At 40.9% G+C, this 26,365-nt stretch carries 22 protein-coding genes, 1 tRNA gene and 3 pseudogenes; 18 read left to right on the top strand and 8 right to left on the bottom strand.

Annotated elements, in window-relative coordinates:
• Positions 1-11 precede the first annotated feature (11 nt).
• Entirely contained in the window at positions 12-1,616 is a 1,605-nt protein-coding gene (locus AC4MDD_RS04905; protein ID WP_004695627.1) for an isocitrate lyase, read from the bottom strand.
• Positions 1,617-2,263: 647 nt separating this feature from the next.
• Here AC4MDD_RS04905 and AC4MDD_RS04900 point away from each other — a divergent pair.
• The 4 genes from AC4MDD_RS04900 to AC4MDD_RS04885 all read left to right on the top strand — a co-directional run bounded on the left by AC4MDD_RS04900 (position 2,264) and on the right by AC4MDD_RS04885 (position 6,694).
• Positions 2,264-3,253 carry a LysR family transcriptional regulator gene (locus AC4MDD_RS04900; protein ID WP_004695623.1) on the top strand — a complete coding sequence of 330 codons (990 nt, stop codon included), beginning with the start codon at positions 2,264-2,266 and terminating at the stop codon, positions 3,251-3,253.
• A gap of 129 nt (positions 3,254-3,382) precedes the next feature.
• On the top strand, positions 3,383-4,711 hold the full coding sequence (gene paeA, locus AC4MDD_RS04895; RefSeq protein ID WP_491882380.1) for a polyamine export protein PaeA: 1,329 nt from the start codon (positions 3,383-3,385) through the stop codon (positions 4,709-4,711).
• A 236-nt stretch (positions 4,712-4,947) separates the two neighbouring features.
• The gene (locus tag AC4MDD_RS04890; RefSeq protein ID WP_491882379.1) at positions 4,948-6,288 is read left to right on the top strand and encodes a CitMHS family transporter; all 1,341 of its coding nucleotides are present in this window, start codon (positions 4,948-4,950) and stop codon (positions 6,286-6,288) included.
• A 121-nt stretch (positions 6,289-6,409) separates the two neighbouring features.
• Entirely contained in the window at positions 6,410-6,694 is a 285-nt protein-coding gene (locus AC4MDD_RS04885) for a hypothetical protein (protein WP_004695618.1), read from the top strand.
• A 47-nt stretch (positions 6,695-6,741) separates the two neighbouring features.
• Here AC4MDD_RS04885 and AC4MDD_RS04880 read toward each other — a convergent pair whose 3' ends face one another.
• A complete protein-coding gene (locus tag AC4MDD_RS04880) occupies positions 6,742-7,254 on the bottom strand; it encodes a hypothetical protein (RefSeq protein WP_004695616.1) in 513 nt (170 codons plus the stop codon).
• Positions 7,255-7,427: 173 nt separating this feature from the next.
• Between AC4MDD_RS04880 and AC4MDD_RS04875 the strand changes: the two genes are divergently transcribed.
• Positions 7,428-8,156, top strand: coding sequence for a hypothetical protein (locus AC4MDD_RS04875; RefSeq protein ID WP_004695614.1), 729 nt, complete (start codon positions 7,428-7,430; stop codon positions 8,154-8,156).
• A gap of 40 nt (positions 8,157-8,196) precedes the next feature.
• Here AC4MDD_RS04875 and AC4MDD_RS04870 read toward each other — a convergent pair.
• Positions 8,197-9,891, bottom strand: a pseudogene (locus AC4MDD_RS04870) (alkaline phosphatase D family protein); the annotation flags it as partial.
• Positions 9,892-9,927: 36 nt separating this feature from the next.
• Between AC4MDD_RS04870 and AC4MDD_RS04865 the strand changes: the two are divergent.
• The 4 genes and pseudogenes from AC4MDD_RS04865 (at position 9,928) to AC4MDD_RS04850 (ending at position 11,616) form a co-directional block, all read left to right on the top strand.
• Positions 9,928-10,275 carry an IS630 transposase-related protein gene (locus tag AC4MDD_RS04865; protein ID WP_039890557.1) on the top strand — a complete coding sequence of 116 codons (348 nt, stop codon included), beginning with the start codon at positions 9,928-9,930 and terminating at the stop codon, positions 10,273-10,275.
• Positions 10,276-10,292: 17 nt separating this feature from the next.
• Positions 10,293-10,766 (top strand): annotated as a pseudogene (locus tag AC4MDD_RS04860) (IS630 family transposase); the annotation flags it as partial.
• 298 nt (positions 10,767-11,064) lie between these two features.
• A tRNA-Leu gene (locus AC4MDD_RS04855) sits at positions 11,065-11,150 on the top strand.
• A gap of 97 nt (positions 11,151-11,247) precedes the next feature.
• A complete protein-coding gene (locus AC4MDD_RS04850) occupies positions 11,248-11,616 on the top strand; it encodes a hypothetical protein (RefSeq protein WP_078425328.1) in 369 nt (122 codons plus the stop codon).
• Between the two features lie 54 nt (positions 11,617-11,670).
• Here AC4MDD_RS04850 and AC4MDD_RS04845 read toward each other — a convergent pair whose 3' ends face one another.
• The 4 genes from AC4MDD_RS04845 to rlmE form a co-directional block, all read right to left on the bottom strand.
• Positions 11,671-11,982, bottom strand: coding sequence for a DUF5713 family protein (locus AC4MDD_RS04845; protein ID WP_004982696.1), 312 nt, complete (start codon positions 11,980-11,982; stop codon positions 11,671-11,673).
• Between the two features lie 160 nt (positions 11,983-12,142).
• Complete coding sequence (folP, locus tag AC4MDD_RS04840) at positions 12,143-12,994, bottom strand: dihydropteroate synthase (RefSeq protein WP_317112233.1); 852 nt, start codon at positions 12,992-12,994, stop codon at positions 12,143-12,145.
• A gap of 135 nt (positions 12,995-13,129) precedes the next feature.
• Positions 13,130-15,022, bottom strand: a complete 1,893-nt coding sequence (ftsH, locus tag AC4MDD_RS04835) for an ATP-dependent zinc metalloprotease FtsH (protein ID WP_004695609.1) — start codon at positions 15,020-15,022, stop codon at positions 13,130-13,132.
• Between the two features lie 132 nt (positions 15,023-15,154).
• Positions 15,155-15,805 carry a 23S rRNA (uridine(2552)-2'-O)-methyltransferase RlmE gene (rlmE, locus tag AC4MDD_RS04830; protein WP_004695608.1) on the bottom strand — a complete coding sequence of 217 codons (651 nt, stop codon included), beginning with the start codon at positions 15,803-15,805 and terminating at the stop codon, positions 15,155-15,157.
• A 194-nt stretch (positions 15,806-15,999) separates the two neighbouring features.
• Between rlmE and yhbY the strand changes: the two genes are divergently transcribed.
• Together yhbY and AC4MDD_RS04820 are read left to right on the top strand one after the other, a co-directional pair.
• Positions 16,000-16,323: a ribosome assembly RNA-binding protein YhbY gene (yhbY, locus tag AC4MDD_RS04825; protein WP_004695606.1), complete on the top strand. Its 324-nt coding sequence runs from the start codon at positions 16,000-16,002 to the stop codon at positions 16,321-16,323.
• A gap of 12 nt (positions 16,324-16,335) precedes the next feature.
• Complete coding sequence (locus AC4MDD_RS04820; protein ID WP_004695605.1) at positions 16,336-16,875, top strand: DOMON-like domain-containing protein; 540 nt, start codon at positions 16,336-16,338, stop codon at positions 16,873-16,875.
• 73 nt (positions 16,876-16,948) lie between these two features.
• Here AC4MDD_RS04820 and AC4MDD_RS04815 read toward each other — a convergent pair whose 3' ends face one another.
• Positions 16,949-17,395, bottom strand: a complete 447-nt coding sequence (locus AC4MDD_RS04815) for a hypothetical protein (protein ID WP_218289016.1) — start codon at positions 17,393-17,395, stop codon at positions 16,949-16,951.
• A gap of 308 nt (positions 17,396-17,703) precedes the next feature.
• Here AC4MDD_RS04815 and carA point away from each other — a divergent pair, with 308 nt between their 5' ends.
• The 7 genes and pseudogenes from carA (at position 17,704) to AC4MDD_RS04780 (ending at position 26,340) form a co-directional block, all read left to right on the top strand.
• On the top strand, positions 17,704-18,846 hold the full coding sequence (gene carA / locus AC4MDD_RS04810) for a glutamine-hydrolyzing carbamoyl-phosphate synthase small subunit (RefSeq protein ID WP_004695603.1): 1,143 nt from the start codon (positions 17,704-17,706) through the stop codon (positions 18,844-18,846).
• Between the two features lie 14 nt (positions 18,847-18,860).
• Positions 18,861-22,094: a carbamoyl-phosphate synthase large subunit gene (carB, locus tag AC4MDD_RS04805; protein ID WP_491882378.1), complete on the top strand. Its 3,234-nt coding sequence runs from the start codon at positions 18,861-18,863 to the stop codon at positions 22,092-22,094.
• Between the two features lie 94 nt (positions 22,095-22,188).
• Complete coding sequence (gene greA, locus AC4MDD_RS04800) at positions 22,189-22,665, top strand: transcription elongation factor GreA (RefSeq protein ID WP_005400425.1); 477 nt, start codon at positions 22,189-22,191, stop codon at positions 22,663-22,665.
• Between the two features lie 211 nt (positions 22,666-22,876).
• Entirely contained in the window at positions 22,877-23,503 is a 627-nt protein-coding gene (locus AC4MDD_RS04795) for a CatB-related O-acetyltransferase (RefSeq protein ID WP_201702730.1), read from the top strand.
• Positions 23,504-23,580: 77 nt separating this feature from the next.
• Positions 23,581-24,346, top strand: a pseudogene (locus AC4MDD_RS04790) (IS5-like element ISAba31 family transposase).
• Positions 24,347-24,423: 77 nt separating this feature from the next.
• Complete coding sequence (locus tag AC4MDD_RS04785) at positions 24,424-25,356, top strand: IS5 family transposase (RefSeq protein WP_081405714.1); 933 nt, start codon at positions 24,424-24,426, stop codon at positions 25,354-25,356.
• Between the two features lie 543 nt (positions 25,357-25,899).
• Positions 25,900-26,340: a universal stress protein gene (locus tag AC4MDD_RS04780; protein ID WP_004695589.1), complete on the top strand. Its 441-nt coding sequence runs from the start codon at positions 25,900-25,902 to the stop codon at positions 26,338-26,340.
• Positions 26,341-26,365: the final 25 nt, after the last annotated feature.

The following is a 26,365-nucleotide window of genomic DNA, read 5'->3' as shown; positions in this document are numbered from 1 at the left end:
CAGTTCAGTGCTTAGTGAGCAGCGAATTGGTTCATTGTGTTTTTAGCATCATCGTGCGCTTTAAGAGCGTTGTCACCAGAGAAAATTTCTTTGTGATCATCACCGATGTCAGAACCCGCCATTGCTTGGTGTTTCACACAAGCGATACCACCACGGATTTCTTTACGTTGTACGCCAGCAACATAAGCCAACATACCTTCAGAACCGAAGTAACCTTGTGCAAGCTCATGAGTAGAAAGCGCAGCAGTATGGTAAGTCGGAAGTGTGATCAAGTGATGGAATACACCCGCTTCACGAGCAGCATCTGCTTGGAATGTACGGATCTTAGCGTCTGCATCAGCAGCTAATTCAGTTGCATCGTACTCTGCGCTCATTAATTTAGCACGGTCGTAAGCAGAAACGTCTTTACCTTCAGCAACCCAACGGTCGTAAGCTTGTTGACGGAAGTTTAACGTCCAGTTGAAAGATGGAGAGTTGTTGTAAACAAGTTTCGCATTTGGAACTGTTTCTTTAACACGGTTAACCATGTGCGCGATTTCGTCAACGTTTGGAGTCGCTGTTTCGATCCAAAGAAGGTCAGCACCATTTTGAAGGCTAGATACACAGTCAAGAACAACACGGTCAATTTGAGTGTCTGGACGGAATTGGTATAGACCAGAAGCCAAACGTTTTGGACGGTGAAGTTTACCATCACGCTTGATTAGGATTTCGTCTTCTTGAGCATCAGCAATGTCAATTTCAACAGTGTCTAGGAAACCGATGTATTGAGAAGCGATGTCGCCTGGCTCTTTAACCACTGGGATTTTTTGAGTCAAGTCAGCGCCTTCAGAGTCAGTACGCGCAACAATGATACCGTCATCAAGACCCATTTCTAAGAATGCATAACGTAATGCATGAATTTTAGAGATGAAGTCTTCGTGCGGAACAGTTACTTTACCAGCTTGGTGACCACATTGTTTCGCGTCAGATACTTGGTTTTCGATTTGTAGTGCACAAGCACCAGCTTCAATCATTTTACGAGCAAGTAAATAAGTCGCTTCTTCGTTACCGAAACCAGCATCGATGTCCGCAATAATTGGCACAACGTGAGTTTGGAAACCGTCGATTTGAGCAGTGATTTCAGCAGCTTTAGCGGTATCGCCTGCTTCGTTTGCTTTTTTAAGCGCACGGAAAAGGTCGTTTAATTCTTTCGCATCAGCTTGGCGTAAGAACGTGTAGATTTCTTCGATCAACGCAGGTACTGAAGTTTTTTCATGCATAGATTGGTCAGGAAGTGGACCGAATTCTGAACGAAGCGCAGCAACCATCCAACCAGAAAGGTAGATGTAGCGACGTTCAGTCGTACCGAAGTATTTTTTGTTTGCAATCATTTTTTGTTGTGCGATGAAACCGTGCCAGCAACCCAAAGACTGAGTGTATTTGCTAGAGTCAGCATCATAAGCAGCCATATCACGACGCATAATTGCAGCTGTGTATTTAGCGATATCTAAACCAGTTTTGAAACGGTTTTGGATTTGCATACGCGCAGCATCTTCAGGACTGATGTCTGCCCAAGTGCTACCGAATTTTGCTTTTAATTCGCGGATTGCATCAATCGCTGTTTGATATGTAGTCATGATATTTCCTGTAATAATATTAGGATTTTCTTCAACGAAAAGCTAAAATCAGACCCTCAAGCTTTTGCTTAGATTTAGAGCGCTTCGTTGCGATGAATACAGATTAGATTGACAGAAAAAATTAATCCAATATTCTGCATTAATTTTCAGTATTTATTTAAAAAATATATAGATAAAAGTCTAATTATATTTCGATAAAACAAAATTAAGTAATTGTTATTATTAAACTTAAATAAAATAAGAAAACCGTAAAAAATACATACTTTGTCGAATATTTCTTCATTAGACTTAAGTCTTGGCCGTTGAAAAAAAGAGTCCCAACCGAAAATCAATACTTAATGTGACCGAAATGACAAAAGTTCAAAACTGAGCAAAAAGAGTATTTATCACGCTTTTATTCCATCAATAACAGGCAAAATTAAGCCATTTTCTAGGCGATACTCTAAGCCACAATTCACACATATTGAAACATTACTTAGAGCTAATATGCCCTCAGTTTTTAAGCATAAAAACCCATTTTCTTAGAAAATGAAGGGGGGATTCTTTATACAACCCGATGCTTTTTTTTTCGTCAGTTTATTACACAAGCCCGATGGCTTATGGCATAATGCAAATAATTTCATGATTTTATTCTCGGTATTTATTTTATGAATCTGGAGCGGGTTGATCTAAACCTCTTAATTTACTTGGACGTACTTTTACGCGAAAAAAATGTAACCCGAGCAGCTGAACAATTGGGTGTCACCCAACCAGCAATGAGTAATATTCTACGTCGTCTTCGTAACTTATTTAATGATCCCCTGCTAATTCGCTCTTCTGAAGGTATGACACCGACCGAACGGGCTTTAGAGTTACAACCCCGCATACGTGACGCTCTTTCTGATCTCTCCATGATTTTGGAACCTCGTACCGAGTTCCGTCCTTACACTTCAAACCGTGTTTTCCGTATTATGACTTCGGACTATGCCGAAGCAACCTTAGTTCCCCGCCTCGTTAAAGCATTACGTTCTGAAGCACCCAATGTGGTTTTAGACTTCTTAACTCCAAGTGATGTGTCATATCGTGATATGGAACAAGGTAAAGTTGATCTAGCCATTAACCGATTCAATGAAATTCCACAAAGCTTCCACCAAGTTTTGGTCTGGCGTGACAGTTTTTCATGTCTACTCAACGGTAAACACCCCGCTGCCAGCAACTTAAACCTAAAAAGTTACCTCGATGCACAGCATATTTGGGTCTCTAAAACAGGTATGGGCGTTGGTTTCGGCGTTAACCCTGAAAAACAAGCAGGTCTAGGTTGGATTGATCAAGCTTTAGAACGGATTGGCCAAAAACGTAAAATTTCGGTCTTCACCCGACATTATCAAATGCCTGCACTATTGGCTTCAAATGTAGATTTGATCGCGACTTTACCGACCCGTATTGCACGCTTACAAGCCAAAAGTCAAAACCTCCTGATTAAAGACCCACCTTTTTATATTCCAGAACTTGAGTTGAAAATGGCATGGTGTCCACTGTTACATCACCATCCTGCACATCGCTGGCTCAGACAGCTGATTTTGTATGTGGCACGTCAAATGATTGAGGAAGAAAATCGAGAGTTTTTAGGCAATAACTCGCAATTCTCACATTATTAAGCATTCAAGCTCTAAATAATTCATTTTCATACCAATAACTCAGGTATGATAGAAGACAGTAAGTGATTACTGTCTTTATTTTTTTGTGTTAAAAATATTCATAATAACGATGAATCACAGGTGGATTCCGTGAGCCTTTTTCAAAACATAGTTATCATTCTAGTCCTGATTGCTGGGGCGGGTTTCTTGTCTCTGACAGAAATTGCACTGGCAGGAGCACGTAAGGTCAAGCTGAAAATCTTGGCTGAGTCGGGCGATGATCGCGCACAGAAAGTTTTGAATTTACAAGAAAATTCTGCTGACTTCTTTGCCGCTTCACAAATTGGCTTAAATGCAGTGGCGATCTTGGGCGGTATTTTAGGTGAAGGGGCTTTTCGTCCTTACTTCATGAGCTTTGTTGCTCGTTTTTATACTGGCCCTTGGTCTGAAACCATTAGCTTTGCTCTATCTTTCACTTTAGTCACCTCACTATTTATTTTGTTTGCTGACCTCATGCCAAAACGTTTGGCCATGATTGCCCCTGAAAAAATCTCTATTGCAGTGATTAACCCCATTCAGGTGTTTATTAAGGTCTGCAAACCTTTGGCTTGGATTATTAATGCCCTTGCCAATTTGCTATTCCGTCTGTTTAAAGTGAATACCATTCGTGATGACAACATTACCTTTGCTGATATTTCCGCAGTGATGGATGCCGGTGCACAAGCGGGTGTACTACAAAAGCAAGAACATCATTTCATTGAAAATGTATTTGAACTTGAAGAACGTAATGTTCCATCAAGTATGACCACGCGTGAAAATGTGGTGTTCTTTACCTTAAAAGAGTCTGAAGCCAGTATTCGCCAAAAACTGGCTGAATATCCTTATTCCAAGTTTTTAGTGTGTAGTGAAAATATTGATGATGTGATTGGCTATATTGATGCCAAAGACATTCTGGTACGTATTTTAAATAATCAGTCTCTATTACAATTAAATGAAAATACCATTCGTAGTGTATTGACCATTCCAGATACCCTGACCCTTTCTGAATTGCTAGATCGTTTCCGTTCAACCAAAGAAAAATTTGCTGTTGTGATTAACGAATATGCTTTGGTCGTGGGCGTCATCACTCTGTCAGACATTATGATTACCGTGATGGGCGATTGGGTTACTCCAATTGAAGCCGAACAACAGATCATTAAACGTGATAATAATTCATGGCTGATTGATGGCAGCACGCCGATTGAAGACATGAAGCATGCACTGGCCATTGATGAAATGCCAGATGAAGAAAATTATGAAACCTTGGCTGGTTTTATGATGTACCGTCTACGCAAAATTCCACGCCCTGCCGATACCGTAGAATACGCAGGCTTTAAATTTGAAGTGGTTGATGTCGATCATTTTAAGATTGACCAACTTTTAGTGACGCGCTTACTTGAAGAAACACTACAGCCTGCAACCCAAACAGTCGAGGAATAGAAACATCGCCTTGAATTAAAACCTTGCAACTGCAAGGTTTTTTTTGCTTCAGATTTAACCATATGAAGTTATACAAAATAAGTATCTTAACCATACTTTACAGATATATATTATTTATTAGAAAAATAGAATGAAAAATCACATATGTTTAAGAGCATTTAAAAATCATGCTGAATTGTATACTATCGCTGTCACTTGATGAATAAACAGACTTAACACGTTCAAAGGATTGATCCATGCTGACCATTTTAGGTTTAGGCATGATTATGTGCTTCATGTACTTAATCATGTCCAAACGACTGAGCGCTCTTGTTGCTTTAACTTTAATCCCTATCATTTTTGCATTACTTACTTATGTTTTAAGTCTCTTTGTTGACAACCTTGCTGGATTTGATATTGCTGAACTTGGCAATATGATGATGGAGGGCATTAAAAAGCTCGCTCCTACGGGCGTAATGCTCCTTTTCGCAATCCTTTATTTTGCAATTATGATCGACACGGGTCTATTCGACCCCTCAGTGAAGTGGATTTTAAAGCAGGTTAAAGGCGATCCTTTAAAAGTGACCCTCGGCACCATTACGCTGACTTTAATTGTTTCTCTAGATGGTGACGGCTCAACCACTTATATGATCTGTGTTGCCGCAATGCTACCGCTGTATAAGCGTATTGGTATGAGCCCTTTAATTATGGCCTGTCTAATGATGCTTGCGAGCGGAATCATGAACTTAACTCCATGGGGTGGACCAACGGCACGTGCTGCAACTGCATTACATGTTGATCCAAACGATGTCTTTGTTCCGATGATTTTACCAATGCTCGTTGCAATTGGGTGGTTATACTTCCTCGGCTTTATGTATGGCCGTATGGAGCGTAAACGCATTGGTATTGTGGAATTAGATATTAGTCATGGTGACAGTATTCAAATTTCGCAAGAACCTGAAGCTAACCGTGCCCACTTAAGATGGTTTAACGCTCTACTGACTTTGGTCTTGATGGTCTGCTTAGTAATGAGTGTTTTACCTGCGGCGATTCTGTTCATGGTTGCCCTGTGTATTGCCTTGGTGGTGAACTATCCAGATTTAGACATGCAAAAGCGTTTGGTTGGCAACCACTCTGCTAGTGCCTTAGCTGTAGTCGGGATTATCTTTGCGGCAGGTATTTTTACCGGTATTTTATCGGGTACAGGTATGGTTGAAGCCATGTCTCAAGAACTGGTTGCCATTATTCCAGAAAGTATGGGGCCGTATTTAGCACCTATCACGGCTGTGATTAGTATGCCACTGACCTTCTTCATGTCGAATGATGCCTTCTACTTTGGTGTACTGCCTGTACTCTCTGAAGCCGCTGGACACTATGGTATCACTCCTGTGGAAATGGCTCGTGCATCGATTGTTGGTCAACCTGTACACTTACTGTCCCCATTGGTTCCATCGACTTACTTACTCTGTGGATTGGCTGGAATTAACTTTGGTGAACACCAAGAATTTACCATCAGGTGGGCGGTGATTACTTGTTTAGTGATGCTGGTTACAGCGATGATCTTTGGTATTTTCCCACTTTACTCAACACTGGGTTAATCAAATACTCATACTGAGTTATAACGAACCTTAAGCTCAACAACCGATAAATACCCGATGTATCACATCGGGTATTTTCATTTATAATGCCTTGATATAACAATATAATAGAGTCAAGCTTATGTCTTTTTCATTGCCTGCTATTTTGGCGTGTACTTTCTTTTATTCTGCGCTTTATCTGATTTACTATTATTTTTCCCAATACAGCCACACACTTCTGATCGTAAGTGCGATTGTTTTGCTGATTTTAGCATGGCGGATTACACCTTATGCTTATGAACGTGGGCAACGCAGCTTTAACGATACTCTGTCTTTTGGACAATATTTCTGGAATCCACTCATTACATGGTGGCGACTGTTCATTTGGCCCATCAGCTTATTACTGTCTTGGATTTTCCATAGCTAATATAGCCCCATAAAAAAAGCACCCGAAGGTGCTTTGATACTGCGATCTTAACGACCATACAATTCTAGCAATTTATCTAAAGTTGCTTGATAGTGAATGGTAATATCTTCAGATAAAATTTTATATGCACTGTCAAACTGAACCATTGGCCAGCCTTCTTTCCAAAATGGGAAGATGTTGTGCAAATCATGTGTCACGGTCGCATCTTCCCGTACAATGGCTTGTGCAACTTGTGACAAGACTTGTGCTGTTTCCGCACCATCAATCGCCATGTAATCAATCCCACGTACTTTTAAAATACGGATGCGGTCTTTCTTATAACGAATTTTTTTGGCTTGACCTTCATTCAAGCCCAATGCCAAAGCTACAGCTTCAACAAATTTGCTTTCAAAAGATTGGTTTAAAGCCACAATCGCAAGTTTATGTGCTTCTTGACGACCCGCTTTACCGCCTTTACGAATCTCTTCTTTTGCCTCTGTATCAAGCTCATCGTCTTTCATAGACTGCAAAATGTCTAAAATTTCGATATCACTTAAAGATTCAGGAGAATGATCAGTCATGAACTGCCCTTAGACAAAAAAATTGAATCCGACATTTTCGCATAATTCAGAGCGAAAAAGCGAAATTGTTGTGCTTTTCTCTGTGAATATTCTGTTTCACGTATTTTTTTGAGCCATCCCCTTCCAAATCTACTATAGTAAAGGCTATTTTTCTCATACGCTCTTTTTTGACGATGCAATCCAAACAAGTTCAACTGTTACTGCAACAATTAGAGACCCTTTACCCTGCCGCATTTAAACGTAATTACTTGCTTTATAGTCAAATCAAAACACGCGGTATTTTAGATGACCAGCGTGAAGTTATTCCGTGGGTTTTGGCGGTGATGATTTTTATTCCAATCAGCTTAATTCTGAAAGATTTTTACTTAACTCACTTGGAGAATCTCGATCCGCTCCAAAGTCACAGTTATGCCATTATCAGTATTTTATTGGTGCTGATGTGGGTCTTACCTTTTGTCATTAAACAAATTAAACATTCATCAAACTCCCTGTATCAACTGCAACGCCATGCGCCCTTCAAACTCGCTGCCGTGATTCTTTTAAGTGGACTAAATCTGGTGTTCCTTGAAAGCAGTTTGCTAATGTGGATCTTGTTTTATTTTGGTGTGAACTTTGGTTTTGTGCGCTTCTATAAAGAAAATTTATTTCGAGACCACAGCCAGTCGGTTGAACATCACCAGTTACAACAACTCAGACGTGTCTGCTTTTGGGCCTATAAGCAAACGCTCAAATCACGACTCCAATTACGCTTTAGCTCCCATCAATCTGAAGATTATCAGGCACGTAAAACCCAGCTGGGGCATGAAGCAGATTTATATGTGCAACTACTGAAGTATGAGCATGCTTACTGTAAGCAGATTAAGCATATCGATCTCGATAGTTATATCGATGAGAAATTATAAAAAAACCGAGCAATGATGCTCGGTTTTTTCTAGGGTCATTTTATGCCGTTTGCTTTAACGCACTGACTGGTGATAATGTCGGGTCTAATATCACTTGATGCGAGCGAGTTTCATCAACGATGTATTCTTTGTGCTTAATGGTATCTACAAAAATCCAATCCGCTTGTACCCGCTCTGCGGTAAAACGGACTTTCAAATAACCACGTTGATTCAAGTTGCAATAATTCAACTCCTCAATCAAACTGGTAAATGCAAATTCAAATTCTTGCAGTTGCTGCATCGGAATGGACAAATATTTCTCCAACCCAGGGGAAGAGACTGAACTGGTCGCCAACTCCACGCCAACCAATACCCCATCTTTACTCGATAAATCCGAAGCCCAAGCATTATGGGTATCTCCAGCAAGGACCACAACTTTTTTCTTAAGTTGTGCCAAAGTGCCATACAAAATTTCACGCTCAGCAAAATAACCATCCCACGCATCTAAGTTATAAGGTGCAGTAACCGCAAGACGCGCTTTCTCCTCTGGACTTACGGTTGGATCACCTGCATCCATTCGAGCTTTAATTTTTAATAGTTCAGTGATTTGTGTGGTGATTTTACTTAAGGTCTCAGGACTAGGATTACCTGCTGTAATTTCTGCCAGCGACATTAACAATTCTGCTGGAACAAACATTTTGCTCATCAGAATCTGCTGGCCGAGTACATTCCATGTTGCCGTAGATTGCTGAAGTTTCTGCAATAACCAATTTCGCTGCTCCACACCCATCAAGCTACGCACAGGATTGATTAAATCGGCTTGGAATTTTGCAATATCTAAACCTGTAGCAGTCATATAGTTTGCATAATCTAATTGCACATTACGTGCAATAATCCGTGTATCCAGCATCGTCAGTTGAACAAGCGTACCAAAATCAAATTGACGATAAATCTTGATATTCTGATCATCAATTGGACGGATTGGCATCCATTCAAAATAGGCCGCCAGTGCCGCAAGTTTACGTTCAAAGAAATCACCTTCAGTATCTGACTGATGATTTTCAGCACCCTTTTCCCAGGCATCATTTGCGAGTTCATGGTCATCCCAAATCACAATAAAAGGATGACGTTGATGCGCGGCCTGTAAATCCTGATCTAATCTATATAAAGCATAACGTTTGCGATAGTCATCTAAGCGAATAATTTCTGCATTATTATCATCCGCCAGTGCGCGCCCCATCGCTACAGCCTCTTCCGTTGCATATTCGCCCATACCATATTCGTAAATGTAATCCCCCAAATGAATCACAACATCGACATCCTGTTTGGCCATTTCTTTATAAACATGGAAATAGCCCGCTGGATAATTTGAGCATGAGCAGACCGCAAACTGTACCAACTGTACTTGTGCTGCCAATGTTTTGGTTTGCCCAGTGATCGAATATTTCGACGCCGATTTAAAACGGTAGAAATAAACTTGCCCTGCTGCCAGTCCCGTCACATCCACTTTCACAGTAAAATCTTGTGCAGCCGTGGTCAGCACCTTTCCAGTTGCTGTAATGTGTTTAAAGTCTGCATCTTTTGCCACTTCCCACACTACCTCTAAACGCGCACTGCTGTCCGTCGGTGTTACACGTGTCCAAATGATAACTTGAGTTTGTAAAGGATCACCACTGGCAACCCCATGCAAAAACTGCACTTGCGTAGTGGGCTGTGTGTTTGAATCGGCGTCATCACCACAAGCGGTTAGTGAAATATAGTCAACACGTCAAAAAACCAATACAATACTGATATGAGTTATCCAATACATTTTAGAAAAAAAATATTAGCCAAGCTTGAAGAAGGTCAATCTATCCGAGCGGTTGCTCAGCACTTCGAAATTAATAAAAATACAATTGTCGAATGGAAAAAGCGAATCGAAATAAAAAGAACTCGACCAAGAAAACCATCTAAAGTTGATGATGATGCCTTACGTGCAGATGTTGAGCAATATCCCGATGATTATCAATATGAACGCGCTGCTCGTTTTGGTTGTGCTACTTCTACAATTGGAGATGCGCTCAAGCGTCTAAATATTACAGTTAAAAAAAGACCTTACGGCACCCGAAAGCAAAAACAGAACTCAGAGAGCAGTATTTAAAAGATTTAAACCGATTAAGGTATCAACACCCGATCATCTATCTTGATGAAAGTGGATTTAAATCTCATGAACATAGACCTCATGGTTATTCAAAACAGGGAACTCCTTGTTATGGAACATATAATTGGCAATTAAAAAATCAAACCAATGCAATAGGAGCAATCCATGAGGGTAAGTTATTTGCAGTGGGTTTATTTGATAGCAAAGTAAATTCGGATGTATTTTATTTTTGGGTAGATCAGTTTTTATTACCAGAACTACCCTCGAATAGTGTAATTGTCATGGACAATGCAGCCTTCCATAAACGACCAGATATACAAGATCTATTAAGCCAACATGGGCATCAAATACTTTGGTTACCACCTTATAGTCCTGACCTTAATCCTATTGAAAAAATGTGGGCATGGGTGAAAGCAAAAAGGAAAAAATGGTTGGTTAACTCAATAGATAAGCTTTTTAGTCGTTTCTTTAACGAGTGTATGGGTAATTAAGCGGTTTGACTATAGGTAAAGATAAAGCACCAAATCCTGCCAAAGTTTTTTGAATAAGTTCTCGGCGGTTCATTTTTTTTGTCATGTGGATTGCCTAAAGACGATATGGACTTGAAATTTATGCGAAAAAGATGACATCCATATCTCAAGTCGATGACATTTTTATGAAGCCTGAACGAGTGCAGCACAGATAATTTTGCTATTTTTTAAACATAAACCGCTGAATTGATTGAAAAGAAAGCAAATAATCACAAATAGACTTGCCAACTTTTATTTCGTCCTCTATTATTGCGCTCATGCCCGAGTGGTGAAATCGGTAGACACAGGGGATTTAAAATCCCCCGCCCACAAAGCGTGCCAGTTCGAGTCTGGCCTCGGGCACCATTCTTAAGCTAATTAAGATGGTGCAATAAAAAATCCAGCGATATGCTGGTTTTTTTATGTCTATAATTTATGCCTCGAAGCACATAACAATCACAATATGAAAAAGAACACTCTTATTATCATCTTATGCCTAATTTTTTCAAACGTCAGCCATGCAAACCCCACCTCGCAGCAAACAGATAGCGATACGTTTTATGACTTGTTTGCAGGCACGATTATTGAAAAAGACCGTCAACTCTATTTACATGCGTGTAAATCAGTAGATGCTCATTTTAAATTAAGCTTTAATCACACTAAAGATGAGCAACATATTCGTGAGCTCATGAAAAAGCATCCAAAATTTTGGCTGAATCTCAATGCAAATGCTGAAATGGTCGAAGGCGAATACCTGATGACAGTCGATGCGATTGGAGATGAGCATTTAAAGCAAAGCTGTCATCTCACCGATCTTTTAGATGAGTTGTAACAGCAAACTCTGTTTCTAAAGCAAAACCAACAGAACTTGAAATGAGAGAGTGACTCACCACTCTCTGTTCACCACCAATTCTTCCATTTCAATATCCATAAACCCAGCATCTTGCACCACCATCATCATCGCTTCAGCAATAAAATCGGCAGCAGAATCATCTAATGATGAATCTAGATCTTCAAAATGCGGCTTCATTTCATTAATTTCAGCTACTGTGGCATTGGCATATTGATAGATATCACCCTCAGATTTTGCTTTTACAATTTTTTTAGCAAAAGTCTCAACATGCTGCTTCACTTCAGCAACAAGAATATCGGGATAATATTCATCATCAAACATAGGGAGAAGTAAATCTGCAAACATACAGGCACTCAAAACGAGAAACTTAAAAAACGAGTCTGTATAACATAAACCGAACAAATCACCAAATAAAAAAGCAGCATCTGAAGATGCTGCCAGTCTAACAATCTAATATAGATCAAATTTTCAAATTAAATCATTAGCCCAGCATTCCGCCGCCCCATTAAGCAAGATTCATCGCTTGCCAAACCTTGATCGCATCACTCATGGCTTTGACATCATGGGTGCGTACCATACACGCGCCTTGTTGAATACTCAGCAAATGTCCCGCTACAGAACCCACGGCCCGCTGGCCTGCATCTGCCCCACCTAAGGCTTCGCCGATAAAGCGCTTCCGTGACAATGCGGACAAGATGGGATACCCGAGCTGATTCAGCTGATGGAATTCGTTTAAAAGCTTAAGGTTCTGCTTTGCATTTTTAGCAAAGCCAAAACCCGGATCAATCATGATATTTTCAGCTTTGACACCTGCCTTGAGTGCATCCGCCACACGCTGGGAAAGCTCAGCCATCACATCTAAAGTGACATTATCATATTGATCTAAACTATTCATGGTGGTTGGTTCACCACGCATATGCATGATGATCACTGGAATATTCAGTTCAGCTGCCATCTCTAAAGCATTCGGGCGTGTTAATGCTCTCACATCATTCCAGATATGTGCGCCTGCTGCGACCGCAGCTTGAATTACTTCAGGTTGAGAGGTATCAATCGAAATGACTACATCAAGTTCAGCCAAAGCTTCCACCACTGGGACGACACGACGAATCTCTTCTTCAACCTCAACTACAGATGCACCTGGACGTGTAGATTCACCCCCAACATCGATGACTGTAGCCCCATCCGCAATCATTTGCTGAACATGCGCAAGCGCTTGTGCTTTGCCATTATGTTTGCCACCATCACTGAACGAGTCTGGCGTCACATTTAAAATACCCATCACATGCGGTACCGACAGATCGAGTGATAGCTCACCACAACGTAGGATTTTCTTCGGCAAAGCCATCAATTGCATGTAATATTCTCCAGTTCAACTTACATTATCTTAACGCGTTCCCACTTTTAAGTGCCTATTTTTCTTCATCGGCAGTGGAAAATCTGCGCAATAAAAAACCACCCGAAGGTGATTTTTTATTTTAACTTTTAAAAATTAAGTTGCAGATGGTAATGGTGGTGGTGTACTTGGACCATCCGTTGGAGTTACATCCATCACAGGATTTTCTGCAACATATACTTTTGGTGGTTGTGGCTCACGACCTTCCATAATGTCACGAATTTGCTCGCGATCAATCGTTTCCCATTCCATCAGAGCTTTCACCATCGCATGAGCAATATCTTTATTGTTTTCTAAGATATTGCGTGCGACATGGTATTGCTCATCGATGATACGACGAACTTCAGCATCTACTTGTTGCTGTGTTGCTTCAGAAATCGTACGACTACCAATGCTGCCCATGAATGATTGCTGAGAATCATCTTCATACACCATTACACCCAGTTTGTCAGACATACCGTACTTGGTCACCATCGCACGTGCCATTTTAGTTGCACGTTCAAAGTCGTTTGAAGCACCTGTCGACATTTGGTTGATAAAGATTTCTTCAGCAATACGACCACCAAACAAAATTGAAAGTTCATTCAACATTTTGTCTTTATAGTGGCTGGTTTGGTCATGTTCAGGCAACTGCCAAGTTACACCCAACGCCCAACCACGCGGCATAATAGTCACTTTATGTACAGGGTCTGTACCCGGCAGAATTTCAGCCACAATCGCATGACCAGCTTCATGGTACGCAGTTGCACGACGTTCTTCTTCACGAATCACCATCGACTTACGTTCAGGGCCCATGTACAACTTGTCTTTTGCATCTTCAAAATCATGCATATCGACAGTGTTCTTGTTACGACGCGCAGCAAAGAGTGCAGCTTCGTTCACAAGGTTCGCCAATTGTGCACCCGAGAAGCCTGGCGTACCACGTGCAAGCACTTGTACATCGACACCAGTCACTGAAGGCAATTTCTTCATGTGAACATTTAAGATTTGCTCACGACCTTTAATGTCTGGTAAGCCAACCATTACTTGGCGGTCAAAACGACCCGGACGGAGTAAAGCTTTATCCAGTACATCGGCACGGTTTGTCGCAGCAATGACGATAATGCCTTCATTACCTTCAAAGCCATCCATTTCGACCAACATTTGGTTCAAGGTTTGCTCACGTTCATCGTGACCACCGCCAGTACCCGACCCACGATGACGACCCACAGCATCAATCTCATCAATAAAGATGATACATGGTGCATGACGTTTCGCTTGTTCAAACATGTCACGGACACGAGACGCACCCACACCCACGAACATTTCAACAAAGTCAGAACCAGAAATACTAAAGAATGGTACTTTCGCTTCGCCTGCAATTGCTTTTGCAAGTAAAGTTTTACCGGTACCCGGTGGACCCACCATTAACACGCCTTTAGGAATCGTTGCACCTAAACGTTTAAATTTTGAAGGGTCTTTTAAGAAATCAACAATTTCTACAACTTCTTGCTTTGCTTCATCACAACCAGCGACGTCGGTAAAAGTCACTTTAATTTGGTCTTCTGCCAACATTTTTGCTTTTGACTTACCAAAACTCATTGGACCGTTTTTACCACCTGCTCCGCCACCCATGTTGCGCATAAAGAACATGAATAACAAAATGATTAAAAGTACAGGGAAGCTTGCGATCAAAAGTTGCATCAATAAACCTTGACGTGCAGGTGCAGTACCTTCAACGACAACGTTATTTTTAATCAGATTAGGCATAAGCTCTGGGTCTTGAACCGCAGGACGAATACTTTCAAACTCTGAACCGTTTGATTTTTGGCCATGAATTCGTTCGCCATCAATTGTCACTTGCTTAATTTGACCAGCATTCACCGCAGCAACAAACTCTGAATAATTCATCGCTGTCGGCTTTTCATTGCTACTGACATTACTGAAAATAAGGATCAGTACGCCCAGTATCACTAGCCACAATATGGCATTCTTGAAGAGATCGCTCAAAGCTTTATTCCCATATCAATCTAATTTGATCATGCCCTATCGGGTGACCTTAAAGTTTCTGCTGAAGATCAGCTTCGCAAAATAATAAAAAGGTACAAAATGCACAATTTTTAACGACTTGGCAAGTAAACTTTATTTGAAAGCCTTCTTACGGCCTTGCCCAACTAAGAATACTTCCTTAGATCGGGCACGTGATGCAGCAGGTTTTACTGTTTTTAACACATCAAAGTTGTCGACTACTTGCTTGCGGAACTCGTCAAAGCCTGTACCTTGGAATACCTTTACAACAAATTGACCATTTGGACCGAGCACTTTCGTAGCAAAATCGATGGCCAATTCACAGAGGTAAATCTGGCGAGGTTGATCTACAGCCTTGTTACCTGAAGTATTGGGGGCCATATCTGAAATTACAACGTCTACTTTACGTCCATCTAAAATATTTAACAATTTATCGAATACTTCTTGCTCACGGAAGTCACCTTGCAAGAAGGTTACATCTGGGAGTGCATCCATTTCCAAAATGTCAGATGCAACCACCAATCCTCGATCACCGACCAGCTTTCCTGCAATTTGTGACCAGCTTCCAGGTGCAGCACCCAAGTCAACCACAGTCATGCCTGGACGAATAATGTTATATTTTTCTTGAATTTCAAGTAACTTATAAGCTGCACGTGCTCGATAACCTTCTTTTTGCGCTTTTTTCACAAAATGATCATCAAGGTGCTCTCTCATCCACGCACGGCTACTTTTGGATAACTTTTGGTTGGTAATGCGTGTTGCCATATCTCTCTAAAACATTAAAATTTCTTAAACTTAATTGTACGTTAAATTCTCTAGGCTTGCAGTATACATCTGTATCCAAATCTTGGGTTTTAGTTGTTTTTTTCTATTATCTAAATCGATTATTTCCACAGAATATAAAGCGTTTAATTTCGCAGTTTGTTATACTAAGCCGTTTTTAAAATTAGGTTATCTTTATGGCGACTTTATCCATTCAGGAACGCAAGCGTTTGCGTCAAATCGGTCATGCTTTAAACCCTGTAGTAATGCTTGGCGGTTCAGGTCTGACTGAAAATGTCGTTGAAGAAATTTTACGTGCTTTAAACGACCACGAATTGATTAAAGTCAAAGTCGCGGGTGAAGACCGTGAAGAGCGCGCTGCAATCATTGCAGAAATTGCCTCAACTACAGGTGCAGAAATTGTACAGACCATTGGTAAAATTGCATTGCTTTACAAAAAAGCGGCGAAACAAAATGCCAAATTGTCTAATTTAGTTCGTTTCGCTCACGCAGCAAAATAATTGTAGTTTTTTATGGCAAGTTACGAACTCAGTGCATTTGATCGTCGCTTTCAAGCTATTTCGCTTGTTGGTGCGATTGAACAACAAAGCCCATATGCTCTCAATATCGGCTTTTGGTTACGCGATCCCAATTTGTACATGCACTGGCCTGAAGTCGTGAATGCAAATCCTCGTCAAGACTTTTTATGGGAAAACACCTGTTTTGAAGTCTTTATCGGGGTAAAAGGCGAAGATTATTATCGCGAGATCAATCTCTCCCCTTCGCAAGCTTGGCAGGCCTATCAGTTTGAGGAATATCGCTATCCTGAAGATATGCCGCCACAGGTCGCTTACGATATTGAACTCAATCAATTGAAGCGCACCCACTATGGTTTAAATGTCAGCATTGATCTGACTGAATTTATGCTGCAACACAAACTCAAATGGGCTGACCTATATCTAGGTCTATCAGCTGTGTTGAATACATCACAAGGTCAACAGTTCTATGCCATGCAGCATAGTGGTCAACAAGCTGACTTTCACAATAAACGTGATTGGTTGCATCAGTTTTAATCCAGATCAATAAAAAAGTGAGGCTATGACCTCACTTTTTTATGCACTTAATCTTGAGCCTCGTACAGCTAGATTATTTGTTTGAAACTTTATTCCACGCATCTAAGGTGTGTTCTTTTGAACGTTTAAACGTTTCAGTCAACTGATCTTTATGTTTTACTGAAATTTCGCTGACATCACCTTTTAACTCTTTACCTAGTTTGGTCAAGTCATCTAAAACGGCCGTAAACTCAGTTTTAACAAACTCTTTTAGTTCAGTTAAGTCTTTTTGAGAGTTCGATAACTGCCCTTTAATGGTTTCTAAGCGCAGTAAAAGATCTTGTTTAAACTGGCGGAGTTGCTCTTGCACACTGGCATTCAACTGCTTCGCTTCAGCTTCAAGCTTTTCCTTGCTTTCAACTACCGCTTCAGTGACCTGCTCTGTTGCTTCTTTCGCCACTTGCTCAAGCTTTTCAGTGCTTTCTGCAACGACTTCTTTCAACGCTGGCTTTGGTTTGGTCGCTTTGTCTTGTTCAGTCATGATGTTATTCCTGTTGTTATATATACAGCGACAGCTTAGCGTGATTCGATAAAATTTAGATTTTGATTTGTTAGACAATTATTTGTTGTTACATTTTTCCTTACAAAACTCTAGAACAGCTTTCGCTACAAAATAAAAGCACTTTATCTTGTTAATTCCATCTTATTGGCATGGACTTTGTTAGTGAAGTTGCGTATAGTGCCATGTTAAGTTCAAGCGAGCAGACATAGGGAGGGTAGGTTTTTAGATAGCCTTCCTTTTTTTTCGTCTACTCGCTTTTTTACAGCCTAAATTTCAGGAGCTTTGGTTTGAGCACCCCAGCAATTTTAGCCCTTGCCGATGGTACGATCTTTAAAGGAACGTCTATTGGTGCATCGGGTAGTACGACTGGTGAAGTCGTTTTCAACACTGCCATGACTGGCTATCAAGAAATTTTGACTGACCCGAGTTATGCACAGCAACTTGTGACTTTAACTTACCCTCATATCGGTAACACAGGTTGTAATGATGAAGACGCTGAGTCAGGTCGAATTCATAAAGTGTGGGCCAACGGATTAATCATTCGTGACCTACCTTTATTGCATAGCAACTTCCGATCAACGCAATCTTTAGGCGAATACTTAAAAGAACATAATGTTGTCGCAATTGCAGATATTGATACGCGTAAATTAACCCGTATTTTGCGTGACAAAGGTGCGCAAAATGGTTGCATCCTTGCTGGTGAAAATATTACTGAAGAGCAGGCTTTAGAAAAAGCACGCGCATTCGGTGGTTTAAATGGTTTAGACCTAGCGAAAGAATGCTGTGACCCAACTGGTTTCGAATGGACAGAAGGTTCTTGGGTATTAGGCAAAGGCTTCACACAACCTGAACTTAAATTCCATGTTGTTGCATACGACTACGGTGTCAAAACCAACATCTTACGTATGCTTGCAGACCGCGGTTGTAAACTCACTGTCGTGCCTGCACAAACTCCTGCTGCTGACGTGCTTGCATTGAATCCAGATGGCGTGTTCTTATCGAACGGCCCTGGCGATCCAGCTGCATGTGACTACGCAATTGAAGCTGTAAAAACAATTGTAGAAGACGCTCGCAACCTACCCGTCTTTGGTATTTGCTTGGGTCACCAAATTCTTGCACTTGCCTCAGGTGCAAAAACGGTGAAAATGCCGCATGGCCACCACGGTGCTAACCACCCTGTTCAAAACATGGAAACAGGCACAGTGATGATTACTTCTCAAAACCACGGCTTCGCAGTGGATGCAGAAACACTTCCTGCAAACTTGAAAGCTACGCACAAGTCTTTGTTCGATCAAACTCTTCAAGGGATTCATCGTACAGACAAACCAGCGTTCAGCTTCCAAGGTCACCCTGAAGCAAGCCCTGGTCCGCATGACTGCGCACCATTGTTCGATCATTTCATCGAACTTATCGAAGCATCTAAGAAGTAATTAAGGAAGCGATCATGGCTAAACGTACAGACATTAAAAGTATCTTAATTATTGGTGCAGGTCCGATTGTAATCGGACAGGCATGTGAGTTTGACTACTCAGGTGCGCAAGCGTGTAAGGCTCTTCGTGAAGAAGGCTACCGTGTTATTTTGGTGAACTCTAACCCAGCCACCATTATGACCGACCCTGCGATGGCAGACGCAACATATATCGAGCCAATCACTTGGCAGACTGTTGCACAAATCATTGAAAAAGAGCGTCCAGATGCTGTCCTTCCTACAATGGGTGGTCAAACAGCATTGAACTGTGCACTTGCACTTGATGCCAACGGTATTTTAGAAAAATACAATGTTGAATTGATCGGTGCGACCAAAGAAGCAATTGAAAAAGCTGAAGACCGTAAACTGTTTGATGAAGCAATGCGTAAAATTGGTCTTGAATGTCCAAAAGCTGCGATTGCTGAAAACATGGAAGAAGCTTTAGAGATTCAAGCACGCTTCGGCTTCCCTGTGATTATCCGTCCGTCATTCACGATGGGTGGTTCAGGTGGCGGTATCGCTTATAACAAAGAAGAATTCCTTGAAATCTGTGAACGCGGTTTCGATCTTTCTCCAACCAAACAATTATTGATTGATGAATCTTTAATTGGTTGGAAAGAATACGAGATGGAAGTTGTTCGTGACAAAAACGACAACTGTATTATCGTTTGTGCGATCGAAAACTTTGACCCAATGGGCGTGCACACAGGTGACTCAATCACTGTTGCTCCTGCGCAAACATTGACAGACAAAGAATATCAATTGATGCGTAATGCATCTTTAGCAGTTCTTCGTGAAATTGGTGTGGAAACAGGTGGTTCTAACGTTCAGTTCGGTATCTGTCCAGATACTGGCCGTATGGTGATCATCGAGATGAACCCACGTGTATCGCGTTCATCTGCCCTTGCATCAAAAGCAACTGGTTTCCCAATTGCAAAAATCGCTGCGAAACTAGCAGTTGGTTATACCCTTGATGAATTAAAAAATGACATCACGGGTGGAACAACTCCTGCTTCGTTCGAACCTGCAATTGACTACGTGGTAACAAAAATTCCACGTTTCAACTTTGAAAAATTCCCACAAGCAGACGCAACACTGACCACACAGATGAAGTCTGTGGGTGAAGTGATGGCGATTGGTCGTAACTTCCAAGAGTCTGTAAACAAAGCGCTTCGTGGTCTTGAAGTTGGTGCGTGTGGTTTTGATGAAAAAATCGCTGTAGGTACTGAAGGCGCGAAAGAAAAGATCTTGGTTGAACTTAAAGTTCCGGGTCCAGAGCGTATTTGGTATGTAGCCGATGCATTCCGTCATGGTTTCACCTTAGAAGACGTGTTCCAAGCGACGAAAATCGATAAATGGTTCTTGATCCAAATCGAAGACATCATCAAGACTGAAAATGAAATCAAAACTTTAGGTTTTGGTGATCTAAACGCAGACAACATCCGTTCGTTCAAGCGTAAAGGTTTATCTGACCTTCGCATCGCGAACTTGATGGGTATTTCACAAAAACAATTCCGTAAGCACCGTTGGAACTTGGGCGTAACGCCAGTTTACAAACGTGTGGATACTTGTGCAGCAGAATTCGAATCTGACACTGCATACATGTATTCAACTTACGATGATGAGTGTGAATCAAACCCATCTGATAAAGATAAGATCATGGTGATCGGTGGTGGTCCTAACCGTATTGGTCAAGGTATCGAATTCGATTACTGCTGTGTACACGCGGCGCTTGCAATGCGTGAAGATGGCTACGAGACCATCATGGTAAACTGTAACCCTGAAACAGTTTCAACAGATTACGACACTTCAGATCGTTTGTACTTCGAACCAATCACTTTGGAAGATGTACTTGAAATCGTGCGTACTGAAAAGCCAAAAGGCATTATCGTTCAGTACGGTGGTCAGACTCCGCTTAAATTGGCTCGTGCTTTAGAAGAAGCAGGTGCGCCAATTATCGGTACATCACCAGATGCGATTGACCGTGCAGAAGACCGTGAACGTTTCCAACAAATGATTCAACGTCTTCAACTTCGTCAACCCAACAACAGCATCGTAAAATCTGCTGAAGAAGGTATGGCTGAAGCATCTAAAGTAGGCTACCCACTTGTGGTACGTCCTTCTTATGTACTCGGTGGTCGTGCGATGGAAATCGTATACAACGACGACGAACTTAAGCGCTATTTACGTGATGCGGTACAAGCATCAAATGAAGCGCCTGTTCTGCTTGACCGTTTCTTAGATGATGCGATCGAAGTTGACGTAGACTGTGTATCTGACGGTAAAGACGTTGTGATTGGCGGTATTATGCAGCATATTGAACAAGCAGGAATTCACTCAGGTGACTCAGCATGTTCTATTCCTCCGTACTCTTTATCTCAAGAAGTTCAGGATGATATGCGTCGTCAAACCATTGCTATGGCGAAAGAGCTTGGCGTAATTGGTTTGATGAACGTACAGTTTGCTGTAAAAGGCACTGACGTTTACATCTTAGAAGTGAATCCACGTGCATCACGTACTGTACCGTTCGTTTCTAAATGTATCGGTGAATCATTAGCGAAAGTTGCTGCACGTTGTATGGCGGGTCAATCTTTAGAATCTCAAGGATTCACGAAAGAAATTATCCCTACATATTTCTCAGTAAAAGAAGCAGTATTCCCTTTCAATAAGTTCCCTGGTGTTGACCCAATTCTTGGCCCTGAGATGAAATCTACAGGCGAAGTGATGGGTGTGGGTAAAACTTTTGGTGAAGCATTCTACAAAGCTGTTTTAGGTGCAAACGAGCGTTTACCAGGTCTTCCAACAGAAGGTGAAGTGAAGCATGCATTTATCTCTGTGCGTGATTCAGACAAACCTCGTGCTGTTGGTATTGCGAAGCAACTGGTAGGCTTTGGCTTCAAAGTACTTGCGACTGGCGGTACTTATGAGTTCATTAAAGCTGCAGGTATTGAGTGTGAACGTGTAAATAAAGTCACTGAAGGCCGTCCTAATATCGTGGACCGCTTGAAAAATGGCGAAGTTCACCTCATTATCAATACAACTGAAGGCAAACAAGCTCAACAAGATTCGTTCTCGATTCGTCGTTCAGCGCTTCAAGCGAAAGTGTATAACACTACGACCTTGAACGGTGCTGATGCTGTATGCCAAGCTTTTGCGATTCAATTGCCAATGGATGTATACCGTTTGCAAGATTTACAAACTGTAGGTTAATTCGTTTACCGAGAAGTCCCGTCACCTCTCGGTGGCGGGCTTTTTTCATTTATAAACCTATATTTTTTTACACTCACCGACTTGAGGGACAACAATGCAACGTTATCCTATGACTCCCCAAGGCAAATTAGCCTTAGAGAAAGAATTACATCAATTAAAAAGTATTGAACGTCCACGTATTATTGCGGCAATTGCTGAAGCACGTGAGCACGGGGATTTGAAAGAAAATGCGGAATACCATGCTGCGCGTGAGCAACAAGGTTTCTGTGAAGGTCGTGTTCAAGACATCGAAGGTAAATTGGGTGCGGCTCAAGTTATCGATGTAAAAGAACTTGAACAGAACGGTCGTGTGGTTTTTGGGGTGACAGTTACTATCGAAAACTTAGACACCGAAGAACAAAAGACCTATATGATCGTTGGTGACGACGAAGCTGATTTTAAAATCAATAAAATTTCAGTGAACTCTCCTATCGCACGTGGCCTTTTGGGTAAAAGTGAAGGTGACGAAGCAAAAATTCAAACCCCTCAGGGTGAAGTTGAATACGAAATTGTAAAAGTTGCATATATCTAAGTTTCTTTGATATTTACGGCTGTAGAAACCCCTCTATTGAGGGGTTTTTTGTTTTTGTATTTTCCCAAATATCTCTCCCTAGCCCTCTTCTTATGCACGTGGGAAATTTCACTCCAAGAATGAGATAGATTTAGGGTATTCATTTCCTCTCTTTTTCAAAGCAAGACTTTTATTTGTTATAATTTCTCACACTCTTCAACGCTGTCTTTTTATGTCTGAGCCCCTGATTAATTCTCCTGTCAAACACTGGTGTGAGTTTGAGTTCATCTCTAAAACGGTGAAGAATCCGAATATTCACATTAAAGGGAATTACTCTTACTACTCAGCGTATTGGGATCAAGGTTTTGAACGTTGTGTTGTGCGTTATTTACATGATAAACCCTCGACCATAGACAAACCAATTGATCAGCTCTATATCGGTAACTTCGTTTGTTTTGGCGCAGAATGCGTCATTATGATGGGTGGTAACCAACTGCATCGTACTGACTGGATTTCGGCCTTTCCTTTTGATACGCGTAGTTTTGTGCCCGCAGGTGATACAATCATTGGGGATGGCTGCTGGATTGGCTCTCGTGCCATGATTATGCAAGGTGTAACACTCGGTGAAGGTGCAGTAGTGGCAACGGGCGCTGTCGTGACCAAAGATATTCCACCCTATGCAGTTGTGGGTGGTGTGCCTGCCAAGATTATTAAGTATCGCTTTCCCGAAGTTGATATCGAAAAACTGCTTGCACTGAAGCTCTATGACTTAGATGAAAAGCTGTTTTTAAAGATGCGTGAGCAGTTACAGACGAGTGATGTAGATACGTTGATTGAATATATACAAAAAAAGATCTAGGGTGTGTTGACACTTTTAGCTTAAAAAAATAGCGAAGTAGTAAAATCAAATCGCCAAACCCAATTTTACTATTCGCTATGCCTCGTACCATGCTGACAGATCAACACTGGCAAAAGTTGAAAGTTATTCTGCGTAATTTATCCATTCACCACAACTCAAATTTACGCAATTTTATTGAAGCTATTCTCTATAGAATTAGAACAGGCTGTCCGTGGCGAGATATTCCTTCTTGTTTTGGTCATTCAAACTCTATTTTCAAACGTTTTAATCGTTGGTCAAGCAGCGGTTAGTTACTTAGATTATTCAAATTATTAGCCTCATGCCCCGATATGGAGTGGATTTTTATTGATGGCTCTCATGTACGTGCTCATCAACATTCTGCCGGCATAGCGAATCAATCTATTTCTAAAAGTGTAGGAGGAAACTCCTCAAAAATACATTTGATTGTTGATGCACATGGCAATCCTATTGATTTCATGATTACCGATGGAACCACACATGATGTTAAAGTTGCACCTGATTTAATATCAACATTAGATTTAAAAGAGACAAAAGTGGTATGTGCAGATAAAGGCTATGATTCAGAACCACTGCGTGAACAGATCAGGAAAACAGGGACTAAAGCGAATATACCAAAGAAAACAAATAGCCAATCGAACAATGACCATATGGACTGGTATTTATATAAAATCAGGCATTTAGTTGAAAATATGTTTTGTAGATTAAAGCAATTTAGAGGAATAGCTACTCGATATGACAAGCTCAAAAGAAATTATCAAAGTTCTGTTGCTTTAGCCTGTATATTTTTATGGCTACCTTTATAGGGTTAATTATGAACAGTAAATGTCAACAGACCCTAATCATTAGGCTTTGTTGCACAAACCTATCTGTAAAGGGTTTTTCAGCGATATAATTTTCAAATGAAGAAGCCTACACACAAAATCTACCGCACAACCAATTGGCCCGCATATAACCGAGCACTCATGAGTCGCGGAAATATTGCCATTTGGTTTGATCCTGCTACGCAATGGTATGCGCCATCAAAAGGCAAACAAGGGCGAAATCAAACCTACTCCGACGCAGCCATCCAATGCTGCTTAATGATTAAATCCTTATTCCGTCTGTCTTTACGTATGGTCACTGGCTTTGTGCAAAGTCTGATTAAACTTTGCGGATTAAATTGGATAGCTCCAGATTACACCACGCTTTGTAGAAGACAAAAGCATATTGATATTGTAATCAGCTACCAAAAAAGTAGCGATGGGCTGCATCTACTCATGGACTCTACAGGCATGAAGTTTCTAGGTGAGGGCGAATGGAAACGCAAGAAACATGGACCTGAATATCGTCGCCAATGGCGTAAACTTCATATTGGTATAGATGCTAAAACCCTACAAATACGAGCAGTTCAGCTTACAACCAATAATGTCAGTGATTCACAGGTGCTTGGTGATTTACTTAATCAGATTCCACAAGATGAGCGGATTGACTCTGTTTATACCGATGGAGCTTATGACACCAAGCAATGCCGTCAGGTCATTGCAGATCGGCAAGGGCATGCGGTGATTCCACCTAGAAAAAATGCGAAACCATGGAAAGATACAAAGAGTAGCTCGCTAGAGCGAAATGAATTACTTCGAACAATTAAACGTTTAGGCAGGACACTATGGAAAAAATGGTCAGGCTATCATCGGCGAAGTTTGGTTGAAACTAAGATGCATTGCATCAAATTATTAGGAGATAAACTCAGTGCAAGGAGTTTTGATAGCCAAGTGAATGAGATCCATGCACGTGTAGCAGTCCTTAACAGATTTACGGAATTAGGTCGACCACTTACCCAAGTTACGCCTTAAATTTGGCTCAATTAGGGGCGCTTTGCATTTCAAATCTTTGTGCAACAAAGCCAATCTAAATTAAATACATGACAAAGTATTACTGTTTAGCATAAATTTAGATTAGTAAAAATATTTTAAAGTCATATAAAGCTATACAGAAAAACTCTGGCACACTCTATTGAATCCCCAAAGGTCACTTTCCCAAGCTGTTTCTATATTCTCTAAATTTGTCCGTTGCCAATTCAGTTGATTCGTATCTGTCATCGTATTTATAAAGTAGTAAGCTATTCATAAATATAAGCTATTTTTTAGACAAAGCCTATGTTTCTTAAACGCTACATTTACATTCAACTTTAGTGTTAAATTGATTATTATTCACACGCTTTTGTGCTAATTTAGAAGTGAGAAATTAGCATTTCATATGCAAATATCCATATGAATTTACTAGGTTTTATTCTTTAAAAAATACAGCTAATATTAAGGTATAAGCTGTATTTAACCCGTGATACATTAGAACAGAAATCTGTACGTATAATCAGTTGATAATAAGGAGAAATAACCATGGCATACCAAAACATTTTAGTCCCTGTAGACGGTTCAGAAACATCATATGCAGCAGTTGCGCAAGCGGCTGAACTTGCTAAAGCATTTGGCGGAAAAATTACAGTCGTTCAAGTACTTGCACTTGACCCTTACATTGCTGCCGAATACATTTCTGCAACTCAAACCAATGACTTAATTGAACGTGCACGTACTTCAGTTTTGAAAACGCTAGAGGAAGCTGCGGCTAAATTTAGCGATCTGGGCATTCCTGTTGAAGCAAAACTACTTGAAGGTCAGGTGGTGCACCGTGAAATTATCAAAGAAGCAGAAACATCTAAAGCAGACCTCATTGTCATTGGCTCTCATGGCCGTACAGGTTTAAAACGTTTATTCCTAGGCAGTGTTGCACAAAGTGTTTTAGGTGAAGCGCACATTCCAGTTTTAGTTGTTCGTCAGTAATACATCGAGTGCTCTACTTCTACGG

This window comes from Acinetobacter sp. CAU_H_29a_1 (genome assembly GCF_058599505.1).
The sequence above is the reverse complement of the archived record's forward strand: the minus strand, read 5'-3'. Positions and strand labels throughout refer to the sequence as shown.